Consider the following 12,009-nt stretch of genomic DNA (forward strand, 5'->3'; position numbering starts at 1 on the left):
TCAGTGTGTGGTCGCCAGCGCCAGCGCTGGTTTGGGCCTGTGGAAAAACCGTTCAAGGTACAAGTATATGACCGGCGTAGTGAACAGCGTCAGCGCCTGGCTCACCAGCAAGCCACCGACTACCGCGATGCCCAACGGCTGGCGCAGTTCCGCACCCGGCCCCGAGCCCAGCATCAACGGCACTGCGCCGAGCAAGGCGGCGAGGGTGGTCATGATGATTGGCCGGAACCGCGTGACGCAGGCTTCGTAAATCGCATCCTGCGGCGGCAACCCACGTACGCGTTGGGCTTCCAGGGCAAAGTCGATCATCAGGATGCCGTTCTTCTTCACAATGCCGATCAGCAATACCAGGCCGATCAAGGCCATGATTGAAAAATCCTGGCCCAGCAGCCACAGCATGACCAGCGCACCGAGGCCCGCCGAGGGGAGGGTGGAGATGATCGTCAGCGGGTGCACGAAACTCTCGTACAACACACCCAGGATAATGTAGACCGCCACCAGCGCCGCAAGGATCAACCACGGCTGGCTGGCCAGCGAACTCTGGAACGCCTGGGCCGCGCCCTGGAAGTTGCCGATCAGGGTACTCGGCATGCCGATGTCGTTCTTGGCCTGGTCGAGCATGATCACGGCATCGCCCAGGGCCACGCCGGGGGCGAGGTTGAACGACAGGTTGGCGGCGGGGAACATGCCGTCATGGCTGATGGATAGCGGCCCCACGCTCGGAGGGTCGACCTTGGCCAGCGCCGACAACGGCACCATCTCGTTGGTCAGCGGCGAGCGCAGGTAGAAGTAATTGAGGCTTTCGGCCTTGCCGCGCTGTTGGCTGTCCAGTTCGAGTATCACTTGGTATTGGTTGATCTCGGTCTGGAACTCGTTGATCTGGCGCTGGCCGAAGGCGTCGTACAGCGCCTGGTCGACATCGGTGGCGGTCAGGCCGAAGCGGGCAGCGGCCTGGCGGTCGATACTGATGTGGGTGATGCTGCCGCCCAGTTGCAGGTCATTGGACAGGTCGCGAAACGCCGGGTTGGCGCGCAGTTTTTCGGTGAGGCGTTGGGTCCAGGTGTTCAGCGTCGGGCCGTCATTGCTCTTGAGCACATACTGGTACTGGGCGCGGCTGGGGCCGGAGCTCAGGTTGATGTCCTGGCCAGCACGCAGGTACAGCACGATACCCGGCACCTTGGCCAATTGCGGGCGCAGGCGATCGATGAACTGGCTGGCGGATACGTCACGCTCACCGCGGTCTTTCAAGGCAATCCAGAAGCGCCCGTTGGCGATGGTCTGGTTGCTGCCGGTGACGCCCACTGAGTGGGAGAAGGCTTGCACTGCCGGGTCGGCCTTGACGATCTCGGCCAGTGCCTTGTGCTTGGCGACCATGTCCGGGTATGACACATCGGCCGCCGCCTCGCTGGTGCCGAGCACAAAACCGGTGTCCTGGACCGGGAAGAAACCCTTGGGGATAAACACGTAGCCGACCACGGCCAGGGCCAGGGTCACCGCGAAGATCGCGGCCATGCTGCGTTGGTGGGCCAGCGCACGGCGCAGGTTGCGTGCATAGCCGGCCAGCAGGCGTTCGCTGAAGGTGGGCTTGGCGTGGGCGTGATGGGTGGGTGCACGCATGAACAGGGCCGCCAATGTCGGTGCCAGGGTCAGCGAAACCACCACCGAAATCAGGATGGTCGCGGTGGCTGTCAGCGCGAACTCCTTGAACAGCCGCCCGACCACGCCGCCCATGAAGAGCAGCGGAATAAACGCCGCCACCAGCGAGAAGCTGATGGACACCACGGTAAAGCCAATCTCGCCGGAACCCTTGATCGCGGCTTCGCGCTTGCCCAGGCCCGCCTCCAGGTGCCGGTGAATGTTCTCCACCACCACAATCGCATCGTCGACCACAAAGCCCACGGCAATCACGATGGCCACCAAGGTCAGGTTATTCAGGCTGAACCCCATCAGGTACATCAGGGCGAAACTGGCCACCAGCGATACGCCAAGCACAGCCGACACAATCAGCGTCGCCGACAGCTGGCGCAGGAACAGCGCCATGACCGCCACCACCAGCAGGATAGCGATCAGCAGGGTCATTTCCACTTCATGCAATGAGGCGCGGATGGTTTTGGTGCGGTCGGTCAATACACTCACCTGCACCGAGGCCGGCAACATGCCTTGCAGGCGCGGCAGTTCGGCTTGAATGCGGTCGACGGTCTCGACGATGTTGGCGCCGGGCTGGCGTGAAATCACCAGGTTCACGCCCGGGGTATCGCCGGACCAGGCTTGCACGTAGGCGTTTTCTGAACCATTGACGACTTTGGCGATATCACGCAGTTGCACCGGCGCGCCGTCCTTGTAGGAAACGATCAGCTGACCGTATTCCTCCGGGTGAAACAGTTGGTCGTTGGTCGACAGTGTCGACACGCTGTCCTCGCCATAGATCGCGCCCTTGGCCAGGTTCAGGCTCGATTGCTGGATGGCCAGGCGGATATCGGCGAGGGTCAGGCCGATGGCCGCCAGCTTATCAGGGGAAGCCTGCACACGAATCGCCGGACGCTGCTGGCCGGTGATGTTGATCTGGCCGACGCCGTCGATCTGGCTGATCTGGCGCGCCAGCAGGGTTTCCACGTAGTCGCTCAGCTCAGTGCTGGGCATGCTGGCTGAGCTGACGCTGAGGATCAGCACCGGGCTGTCCGCCGGGTTGACCTTTCTCCAGGTCGGCAAACTCGGCATATCGCTGGGCAGCTTGCCCGATGCGGTGTTGATCGCGGCCTGGACTTCCTGGGCGGCGGTGTCGATGCTTTTTTCCAGGGTGAATTGCAGGGTCAGCTGGCTGGACCCCAGGGCGCTGCTGGAGGTCATCTGGGTTATGCCGGGGATGGCACTGAATTGCACCTCCAGGGGCGTGGCCACCGATGAGGCCATGGTATCCGGGCTGGCGCCGGGCAGTTGCGCGGTAACCTGGATCGTCGGGAATTCCGCTTCCGGCAGTGGCGCGACGGACAGGCGCGGGAAGGCAATGATCCCCAACAAGACCAAGGCGAAGGTCAGCAGCAGGGTAGCGACCGGGTGATCGACACACCAGGCCGAGGGCGAACGGCTGCCGTTCATGGTTGCACCTTGGCGTCAGCGGTCTGGATTACTTGCGGCGGCTCCTTGAGCACCTCCACCCGGGCACCGGCCTTGAGCCGCGACTGACCGTCGCTGACCAGCACATCCCCGGCCTGCACGCCCTTGATGATGTTGATCTCGCTGTCCTGGTAGGCGACGTGCACCGGCACCACTTCCACGGTGTCATCGCTTACCCGGTACACGAAGTGCGAGTCCAGGCCACGCTGCACCACGGTGGGCGGCACCACCAGAGCGTTCTTGTCGAGGGCGGTCTGGATCTTGATGGTCACCAGTTGCCCAGGCCACAGCTTTTGCGCGAGGTTATTGAACTCGGCCTTGGCCCGCAGGGTGCCGGTGGTGGAACTGATCTGGTTGTCGATCAGGCTCAGGTGGCCTTCGCCGAGCAGGTCGCCGGTCTGGCCGTCGGTGTCGGCGCCCAGGTAGGCATCGACACTTGCCCGGGTCGGCGCGGCAATCAGGCGCTGCAAGGTCGGCAGCATTTGCTGGGGCAGGGAGAATGTCACGGCTATCGGGTCGATCTGGGTGACTGAAAACAGTCCCTGGGTGTCGCTCATGCGCAGAAAGTTACCTTCGTCCACGCTGCGAATACCCACGCGACCGCTGACCGGGGAGCGAATCTGGGTGTAGGAAAGTTGTACCTGAGCCGCATCTATCGCGGCCTGGTTGCCCTGGGCCGTGGCCTTGAGCTGGTTGACCAGCGCCTGTTGCTGATCATAGGTCTGCTTTGACACGCCGTCGTCAATGCTCAGCTCCTTATAGCGCTTGAGGTTGACCAGTGCCACTTGCAGTTGCGCCTGGCTTTCGCCCAATTGCGCCTTGGCCTGGTCGAGGCTCGCCCGGATGGCGCGGTCGTCGATGCTTGCCAGCAAGTCACCGGCTTTCACCAGTTGGCCTTCCTTGACCAGCAGTTTGGTGAGGATGCCGTCAATCTGCGGACGAATCACCACACTGTGCAACGACAACACCGAGCCGATGCCGGTGACGAACCGCGGAACATCCTGTTGCACCACGCTCACCACCCGAACAGGAACTGCGCTGGGCGCTGCCAGCCGGGTCTTGGCCGGGCGGGTCAACGCCCAGGCTGCAACGGCCAGTATCAGGAGTACGCCCACCATCAGGGCCGTGTTTCGTTTTATGTGCATGGAAGGACGCCAGCGGCGCAGTTGCAAGTTTCAAGCTGCAAGCTGCAAGTTGAAGTTTGAATAAGTGCTTTATAGCGCTGTCATGCGGTCAGCACAGTGACGGCAAACTGACAGCGTTGACAGCTGGGGGCTTTGACTTACGGTTGAAGCTTACCGCTGGCAGCTCCAGCCCCGTATACTCGCGCTTTTACGCCTACAGCTGCGCGGAGCCCTTATGTCTTCCCCCACCCAACCCCCTGTCGAAGCGGCCGAACTCGTCGATCTGGACACCGCCGACGGCGTTGAAAAAGCCGAGATCCCGGCGTTCAAGTTTCCTTTCAAACCGGGCGAGCTGGCCGGGGCCAAGCATGCCGGCCAGCCCTGGTACAAAGGCGGCGCCAAGAATGGCCATGCCAAGACGCCGGGTATGGCGCCACCGGGCACTCGTCGTTCGATGGGTAAACGTTAGGATCAAAGTTTGTTGCGCTGTATCGGCTCTTGCCTACGGCGTATGTAGATATTTCTGATTGTAGGTCCGCGCCCATTTCTTGAAAGCTGGCACAGCATTTTACTCCGCCCCAATGACGCTCATCGGGGGCGGTGAGCCAGTTTTTCCCGGAAAAGGACGTTCCTGTGGCCCTGATACACATTTGTGCAGTGTTTGCTCTCTTGCTGTCGACGACTGTTGCTGCCGCCAGCGATCAACCACGGCACGAAATCCGTTTCGCCGTCGCCGCGCACTTCCCGCCGTTCCAACACCGCAACTCGCAAGGGCAACTGGTGGGGCTGAATATCGAACTGGGCAACGCCCTGTGCGAGCAACTCAACGTGCGCTGTACCTGGGTCGACCAGGTGGTCATGGAAAACTTCCCGGCCCTTGAAGGCCGAATGTTCGACGCGATCATGGGCATGGCGCCGACGTCGAATCGGCGACAACGGGTGAGCTTTACCCATGCGCTCTACCCCATCACTACTCGCTTGGTGGCCCGGAAAACAGCTGGCCTGACTCCCGATCGGCGGTCGCTCAAGGGCAAGCGTGTCGGGGTCTTGGTCAGAAGCAATCGTGAAGCCTTTGCCCTGTCGCAGTGGGCGCCGGCAGGCGTGATCATCAAGAGTTTCTGGCTCAACGATCAACTGATCAACAGCCTCCTCGCAGGCGATATCGATGCGACCCTGCAAGGTGCGGTAGAGATACGCGAGGCCCTGCTGGACACGGCCCAGGGCCTGGATTTCGATTTTCTCGGACCCGTTGTCTCGTCTGAGCTGTTGGGCGACAGCGTGGCGATCGCAGTGCGCAAGCTCGATACCTCGTTGCGCAATGAACTCAACCATGCGCTTGAACAGCTGATGCAAAACGGCGAATACCAGCGCATCGTCGAGCCCTATCGGCTCAATGTATTGCCCTCCAATCCGTGATGGCTGGGGGCAAGCCCCATCGACATGAGGAGCACCCGCCAAATTCCCATCAGCGATCAGGCCGCCCGCAGCGAAATAAACGCATAGTTGGCCGGCACCTCGGTGGCAATCTGAGCCCCGGCGTCCAGCAGTTGTTCGGCGATATCCATCCCGGACACATGGAATACCCATTCAGTAGCCATGGCTGGCTGCTCAGTCGCCTGCTCAATGGCGTGGGCGAATGCCTGCATATCTGGCAGGTATGCGGTAAAGCCATCGCCTTTGAGCGCAGTTGTCCGAATGCCGAGCATGGCGCACACCGCCTCCTTGGCCTGCACATCATCACGGTCGGCCTGGCGCGAACGACTGATCAGTTCAGCCAGCTCCAGGTCCATCAATTCGCCACCGACGATCAGCGCCGGGCCCTGTTCCCAGGATTGCGGCGGGCAATCCTTGGCGCCCGGGTTCAGCGGGATATGCGGGTTGATCTCCATCGGATAGATTCGGCACACCAAAGGGCGTCGCTCATAGATGCGGCAGCGGTTGTCTTCGTCAAGATTCCGGCAGGGGCCGGCGTTGTAGGCGGCAAAGGTGATTGCCACGAACGCCTCGGTATTGCCGCTGGGCACGACCACCGAGCGGCGCTCGGCGTGCTCGCGTTGTTGCAGGGGCAAGCCGAGGCCGTTACGCAGGAAGCCTTCGACCAGAACGATGACATTACCGCCGTCCGCCGCCCATTGCCGGGCCTCTTCAAGGGTCAGGGGCACGTGATGGTCGTTGCAGCATTTGCCACAACCTACGCAGGAAAAATGAGTGTTCATGACGGATCTGTCACCAGGCAAGTTCAGAGGAGACGCTTGAGGGGTGACGGGTTTTTACCTCTATTCACCGCTCGGGCTCTCTGGAAGCAAGTTATGCGCCAGTGGTTATCAGTCCTTGGGCAATACGTCCCGTAGGACAAATTTCATACCTGCACTTTCATACAGCTGCCGGGCGCGCAGGTTGCTCTCCAGCACCTTAAGGTCCACATAAGGTTCGCCGCGCTGCTTGAACATCTGGAAGGCCTGCAGCAACAAGGCACGGCCCAGTCCCTGGCCCTGGGCGCAAGGGTGTACGCAGAGGTTCTTGATAAAGGCGCTGGTCCAGCATTGCGCCACCCCAAGGATGCCGTCGGCGTTACTGGCTACCAGGCACAGCGCCGGGTCGAACTCGGCATTGATGACGAATTGCCGGCGCCATTCATCCAGCCTGGCGACACGGCCGCCGCCCTGGTCCTGGGTCATGCGCAGCACGGCATGGATCGCCGGGGCCAGTTCATCCCGGTAATGATCCAGCCGCGTATCTGTTGGCCACTGCGGGGCGGGCAGGCTGCCTGTGAGGTCGCGACGCAGTAGCTGGAAATAATCGGCCAACGCCTACAGGCCCTTTTGCGCCACGGCTTTGGCGGCCACGACCAGGCACTTGGTCAGTTCCGGCGACGAGAACTTGGTCAGCACCGCATCGGCGCCGGCCAGGCGGGCTTTTTCGCTGTTCATCGCGCTGTCCAGGGAAGTGTGCAACAGCACGTAGAGGTCCTGGAAGTCCGGGGTTTCGCGCAGGGTACGGGTCAAGGCATAGCCGTCCATCTCGGACATTTCGATGTCCGACACCACCACGTTGATTTGCTCGCCGGTGCCTTGCAGCTCCAGCAATACGTCGATGGCCTCCTTGGCGCTGCGGGCGGTGTGGCAGGTCAGGCCGAGGTTGCGCAGGGTGTGTACCGATTGCTGCAGCGCCACCTGGCTGTCGTCTACCACCAGGATGCGCGCATTGCCCAGTACTTCGGCTTCTTCCATGGTCAGGTCGGTCGGCGCCGCTTCAATCGGTGCCGGGGCGATACCGTGGATGACTTTCTCGATATCCAGCACCTGCACCAGGCCACCTTCCACCTGGGTCACCCCGGTGATAAACGCCCGATTGCCGCCAGAACCGTAGGGGGGCGGGCGGATGTCAGTGGTCAGGCAATGCACGATCTTGCTTACTGCCTGCACATGCAGGCCCTGCTTGGAACGGCTGACATCAGTGACGATCAGGCAGCCGCCGTCCGGGTCTTGCAGGGGCATTTCGCCCAGGGCGCGGCTCAAGTCGATCACCGAGAGTGAAGCGCCGCGCAAGGTGGCGATACCTTTGACGTGGGGATGCGACTCCGGCAGTTTGGTCAACGGCGGGCAGGGGATGATTTCACTGACTTTCAACAGGTTGATAGCCATCAGCTTGCCGCTGCGCAAGGTAAAGAGCAGAAGCGAGAGTGAGTCTGCGCGGGCTTTGGTGGTGGACATAAAAACCTTCTGTGGATCAGGGATGACGATCATCTATGGAAGGTTATCGACTCGGCTGGCCTGGGCTTTAACCGGATTTTGTGTCGGGCACTGCTAATGTGGGAAGGGCTTGCTCCCGATAGCGGCGTGTCAGTCAGCAGATGTACAACTGATCCACCGCCATCGGGAGCAAGCCCCTTCCCACATTGGGTTATGTATCAGCCTTTCCAGGCCTGCGGGTTCACCAGATCCTGCGGACGCTGGCCCAGCAGGGCGCTGCACAGGTTGGCCACGGCGCGGTTGGCCATGGCTTCGCGGGTTTCATCGGTGGCCGAGCCGATATGCGGCAAGGTCACGGCATTGCTCAACTGGAACAGCGGCGATTCGGCCAGCGGTTCCTTCTCATATACATCCAGCCCGGCCCCGCGAATACGTTGGGTTTGCAGGGCTTCGACCAGTGCCGGTTCATCCACCACAGGTCCGCGGGAAATATTGATCAGGATCGCGCTGGACTTCATCAGGCCCAATTCGCGGGTGCTGATCAAGTGACGGGTCTTGTCGCTCAATGGCACCACCAGGCAGACAAAATCCGCCTCGGCCAGCAACTGGTCCAGGCTCCGGAACTGCGCGCCGAGCTCTTGTTCCAGCGCGGTCTTGCGGCTGTTGCCGCTGTACAGGATCGGCATGTTGAACCCCAGGCGTCCACGCCGGGCAACGGCTGCGCCGATATTGCCCATGCCGACGATGCCCAGGGTCTTGCCGTGCACATCGCAGCCAAACAATGGTGCGCCCACGCTGGCTTTCCAGTGGCCGGCCTTGGTCCAGGCGTCCAGCTCGGCCACCCGGCGTGCGCTGCTCATCAGCAGGGCAAAGGCCAGGTCGGCGGTGCTTTCGGTGAGCACATCGGGGGTGTTGGTGAGCATGATCCCGCGCTCATTGAAGTACGGCACGTCGTAGTTGTCGTAACCCACCGACACACTGGACACCACCTCCAGCTTGCTCGCGCCTTCGAGTTGCTCGCGGCCGAGCTTGCGGCCCACACCGATCAAGCCGTGGGCGTGGGGCAGGGCTTCGTTGAACTGTGCGTTGACATCCCCTTGCTTGGGGTTGGGCACGATCACCTCGAAATCCTGTTGCAGGCGTTCGATCATGGGCGCGGTGATGCGGCTGAAGGCCAGGACAGTCTTTTTCATTGCAGGCGGGCTCATCGACTACGGAAGAATGCCAAGCACGCTAACATTCCCACCGTTGATTGTCAGGACGCCGTAGCTCTAAAAAAGGGGGGGCAGGCTCTGAATGTGGGAGGGGGCTTGCTCCCGATAGCTATGGTTCAGTCAAAACATTTAGTGACTGACACCCTGCTGTCGGGAGCAAGCCCCCTCCCACAGTTGTTCTGTGTTGTCAGGCAGAAATCAGGTCGCCATCCGCACGCCACCCAGACCACCACTCAACTCGTACGCCACCAGCTCAGCCTGGTGCGCCGCCAGGATCTCCGGCAACGAACCGCGCAGGTATTCCACCCAGGTCTTGATCTTTGCATCCAGGTATTGGCGCGAAGGGTAGATGGCGTACAGGTTCAATTCCTGGGAGCGGTAGGTCGGCATCACCCGCACCAGTGTGCCGTTGCGCAGCCCTTCGATGGCGGCATATACCGGCAGCAGGCCGACGCCCATGCCGCTGGTGATTGCGGTTTTCATCGCGTCGGCCGAGTTGACCAGGAACGGCGAGCTGTTGATCGCCACGCTTTCTTGGCCTTCGGGGCCGTTGAAGGTCCATTTGTCCAGCTGGATCACCGGGCTGACCAGGCGCAGGCACGCATGGTTGAGCAGGTCCTGGGGCCGCTGTGCGCAGCCCTTGGCCTTGACGTATTCCGGTGAGGCGCAGGCGATGCTGTAGGTGATGCCCAGGCGCTGGGACACGAACCCCGAATCCGGCAGTTCGCTGGCCAGCACGATGGATACGTCATAGCCCTCGTCGAGCAGGTCCGGCACGCGGTTGGCCAGGGTCAGGTCGAAGGTCACGTCGGGATGGGTGCGGCGGTAGCGGGCAATCGCGTCGATGACGAAGTGCTGGCCGATGCCGGTCATGGTGTGCACTTTGAGCTGCCCGGCGGGACGGGCGTGGGCGTCGCTGGCTTCGGCTTCGGCTTCCTCCACATAGGCGAGGATCTGCTCGCAGCGCAGCAAATAGCGCTTGCCGGCCTCGGTCAGCGCGATACGCCGGGTGGTGCGGTTGAGCAAGCGGGTTTGCAGGTGGGCCTCAAGGTTGGAGACCGCGCGCGAGACATTGGCCGTAGTGGTGTCCAGTTGCACGGCGGCAGCAGTGAAGCTGCCGGCTTCGGCCACGCAACTGAAAGCGCGCATGTTTTGCAAAGTGTCCATGGAGTGTTCTCAAGGGAGATAGCAAATTGTGACAGAAAGTTACGCCGTCCAGTGATCCCTACCAACGGATTATCGCCTGAACGGTAACAAAGATTCACAGGAATGCCAGCTTATCGTCCTCCATGGCGCCGCCTAGAATTGCGCCACCTCTTGCGCAACACCCTCTCAGGAATTCGCTTGCCGTGCCGCGTCACATCAGCAGAGAGCTGAAGACTCTCAGTGTTTGGGCCTTATCGTTAGCCATCAGCGGTTGCATCGGTACCGGAGGAATCGCCCCCCAGGGTCAGGCCCTCAACGCCAATACCCTGGCCACCGACGAAGCCATTGAAGCCGCCGCCCAGGACGCCCATTGGCCCACCATTCAATGGTGGCAAGCCTACGGTGATCCGCAGCTCAACCGCTGGGTCGAGCTCGCCACCCAGAACAGTCCCAGCCTCGCCATGGCCGCTGCACGGGTGCGGCAAGCGCGGGCGCTGGCCGGGATAGCGGAGTCGGCCGAGTCGTTGCAGATCAACAGCGACACCACCCTCAAGCGTCACAACTGGCCGAAAGATCAGTTCTACGGCCCCGGCGAACTGAGCGGCGCCAACACCTGGGACAATAATTCGTCCCTGGGCCTGAGTTATGCCCTCGACCTGTGGGGCCGGGAAAGCAATAACACCGAGCGCGCCGTCGACCTCGCCCATATGAGCGCCGCCGAAGCGCGCCAGGCCCAGCTCGAACTGCAGAGCAACGTGGTGCGCGCCTATATCCAGCTGTCGTTGCACTACGCCAACCGCGATATCGTCGCTGCCACCCTGGCCCAGCAACAGCAGATTCTCGACTTGGCCCACAAACGCCTGGACGCCGGGATCGGCACGCATTTCGACGTCAGCCAGGCCGAAAGCCCGCTGCCGGAAACCCATCGCCAACTGGATGCTCTTGACGAAGAAATCGCCTTGAGCCGTAACCAACTGGCAGCGCTGGCGGGCAAAGGCCCAGGCGAGGGCGCGCAGTTGCAGCGCCCGTGCCTGACTCTCGCTGCACCGTTGAAACTGCCCTCAAGCCTGCCGGCGCAGTTGCTCGGGCAGCGCCCGGATGTGGTCGCCAGCCGCTGGCAGGTGGCGGCCCAGGCCCGTGGCATCGATGTGGCCCACGCCGGTTTCTACCCCAACGTCGACTTGGTCGGCAGCCTCGGCTACATGGCCACTGGTGGCGGCATGCTGGAATTTCTGGCGGGGAAGAAATTCAACTACAACGTCGGCCCGGCGATCACCTTGCCAGTTTTTGACGGCGGCCGCCTGCGCGCCCAACTGGGCGAAGCCAGTGCCGGTTATGACATTGCCGTCGCCCAATACAACCAGACCCTGGTCAACGCGCTTAAGGGTGTCAGCGACCAGTTGATCCGCCGCGAGTCCATGGACAAGCAGTCGGCCTTCGCCGCGCAGTCGGTGGCCTCGGCGCAGAAAACCTACGACATCGCCATGATCGCCTACCAACGTGGCCTGACCGATTACCTCAATGTGCTCAACGCCCAGACCCTGCTGTTCCGTCAGCAACAGGTCGAGCAACAGGTGCAGGCGGCGCGCCTGGGTGTCCATGCGCAATTGGTGACCGCCCTGGGCGGCGGCCTTGGTGCCGGCAACGATGTGCCCCAGGATGCCAGGATCCTTCCGAGCAAGACTCCGGCGGCGCTTGCCGTGTTTGATCACTGAGTAG

At 61.9% G+C, this 12,009-nt stretch carries 10 protein-coding genes; 3 read left to right on the forward strand and 7 right to left on the reverse strand.

The features are described 5' to 3' along the window. Together QYQ93_RS05750 and QYQ93_RS05755 are read right to left on the reverse strand one after the other, a co-directional pair. Nucleotides 1-3,096, reverse strand: a complete 3,096-nt coding sequence (locus QYQ93_RS05750; RefSeq protein WP_338476500.1) for a multidrug efflux RND transporter permease subunit — start codon at nucleotides 3,094-3,096, stop codon at nucleotides 1-3. Then, entirely contained in the window at nucleotides 3,093-4,259 is a 1,167-nt protein-coding gene (locus QYQ93_RS05755; protein WP_338476501.1) for an efflux RND transporter periplasmic adaptor subunit, read from the reverse strand. Before QYQ93_RS05755 ends, QYQ93_RS05750 begins: the two co-directional genes overlap by 4 nt. A gap of 214 nt (nucleotides 4,260-4,473) precedes the next feature. Between QYQ93_RS05755 and QYQ93_RS05760 the strand changes: the two genes are divergently transcribed. Together QYQ93_RS05760 and QYQ93_RS05765 are read left to right on the forward strand one after the other, a co-directional pair. Then, nucleotides 4,474-4,707 carry a hypothetical protein gene (locus QYQ93_RS05760; protein ID WP_043049765.1) on the forward strand — a complete coding sequence of 78 codons (234 nt, stop codon included), beginning with the start codon at nucleotides 4,474-4,476 and terminating at the stop codon, nucleotides 4,705-4,707. Nucleotides 4,708-4,871: 164 nt separating this feature from the next. After that, complete coding sequence (locus QYQ93_RS05765; protein ID WP_338476502.1) at nucleotides 4,872-5,654, forward strand: transporter substrate-binding domain-containing protein; 783 nt, start codon at nucleotides 4,872-4,874, stop codon at nucleotides 5,652-5,654. A gap of 56 nt (nucleotides 5,655-5,710) precedes the next feature. Here the strand turns inward: QYQ93_RS05765 and QYQ93_RS05770 are convergent, their stop codons facing one another. The 5 genes from QYQ93_RS05770 to QYQ93_RS05790 form a co-directional block, all read right to left on the reverse strand. Beyond that, nucleotides 5,711-6,454 (reverse strand): YkgJ family cysteine cluster protein, encoded by a 744-nt coding sequence (locus QYQ93_RS05770; protein WP_124399403.1) that lies wholly within the window; start codon nucleotides 6,452-6,454, stop codon nucleotides 5,711-5,713. Between the two features lie 108 nt (nucleotides 6,455-6,562). Next, the gene (locus tag QYQ93_RS05775; protein ID WP_338476503.1) at nucleotides 6,563-7,045 is read right to left on the reverse strand and encodes an N-acetyltransferase; all 483 of its coding nucleotides are present in this window, start codon (nucleotides 7,043-7,045) and stop codon (nucleotides 6,563-6,565) included. A gap of 3 nt (nucleotides 7,046-7,048) precedes the next feature. Then, complete coding sequence (locus tag QYQ93_RS05780; RefSeq protein ID WP_043049769.1) at nucleotides 7,049-7,951, reverse strand: chemotaxis protein CheV; 903 nt, start codon at nucleotides 7,949-7,951, stop codon at nucleotides 7,049-7,051. A 197-nt stretch (nucleotides 7,952-8,148) separates the two neighbouring features. Then, a complete protein-coding gene (locus QYQ93_RS05785) occupies nucleotides 8,149-9,123 on the reverse strand; it encodes a D-glycerate dehydrogenase (RefSeq protein ID WP_338476504.1) in 975 nt (324 codons plus the stop codon). Nucleotides 9,124-9,342: 219 nt separating this feature from the next. Next, on the reverse strand, nucleotides 9,343-10,311 hold the full coding sequence (locus QYQ93_RS05790) for a LysR family transcriptional regulator (protein WP_043049771.1): 969 nt from the start codon (nucleotides 10,309-10,311) through the stop codon (nucleotides 9,343-9,345). Between the two features lie 182 nt (nucleotides 10,312-10,493). Here QYQ93_RS05790 and QYQ93_RS05795 point away from each other — a divergent pair, with 182 nt between their 5' ends. Then, a complete protein-coding gene (locus tag QYQ93_RS05795) occupies nucleotides 10,494-12,005 on the forward strand; it encodes an efflux transporter outer membrane subunit (RefSeq protein WP_338476505.1) in 1,512 nt (503 codons plus the stop codon). Nucleotides 12,006-12,009 lie beyond the last annotated feature (4 nt).

Source organism: Pseudomonas khavaziana (genome assembly GCF_036704165.1).
GTDB classification, from domain to species: Bacteria; Pseudomonadota; Gammaproteobacteria; order Pseudomonadales; family Pseudomonadaceae; genus Aquipseudomonas; species Aquipseudomonas khavaziana.

Bases quoted from the DNA above. Each gene is read 5' to 3' on its own strand.
- QYQ93_RS05750 (WP_338476500.1), bottom strand. From the start codon at position 3,096: ATGAACGGCAGCCGTTCGCCCTCGGCCTGGTGTGTCGATCACCCGGTC.
- QYQ93_RS05755 (WP_338476501.1), bottom strand. From the start codon at position 4,259: ATGCACATAAAACGAAACACGGCCCTGATGGTGGGCGTACTCCTGATA.
- QYQ93_RS05760 (WP_043049765.1), top strand. From the start codon at position 4,474: ATGTCTTCCCCCACCCAACCCCCTGTCGAAGCGGCCGAACTCGTCGAT.
- QYQ93_RS05770 (WP_124399403.1), bottom strand. From the start codon at position 6,454: ATGAACACTCATTTTTCCTGCGTAGGTTGTGGCAAATGCTGCAACGAC.
- QYQ93_RS05780 (WP_043049769.1), bottom strand. From the start codon at position 7,951: ATGTCCACCACCAAAGCCCGCGCAGACTCACTCTCGCTTCTGCTCTTT.
- QYQ93_RS05785 (WP_338476504.1), bottom strand. From the start codon at position 9,123: ATGAAAAAGACTGTCCTGGCCTTCAGCCGCATCACCGCGCCCATGATC.
- QYQ93_RS05790 (WP_043049771.1), bottom strand. From the start codon at position 10,311: ATGGACACTTTGCAAAACATGCGCGCTTTCAGTTGCGTGGCCGAAGCC.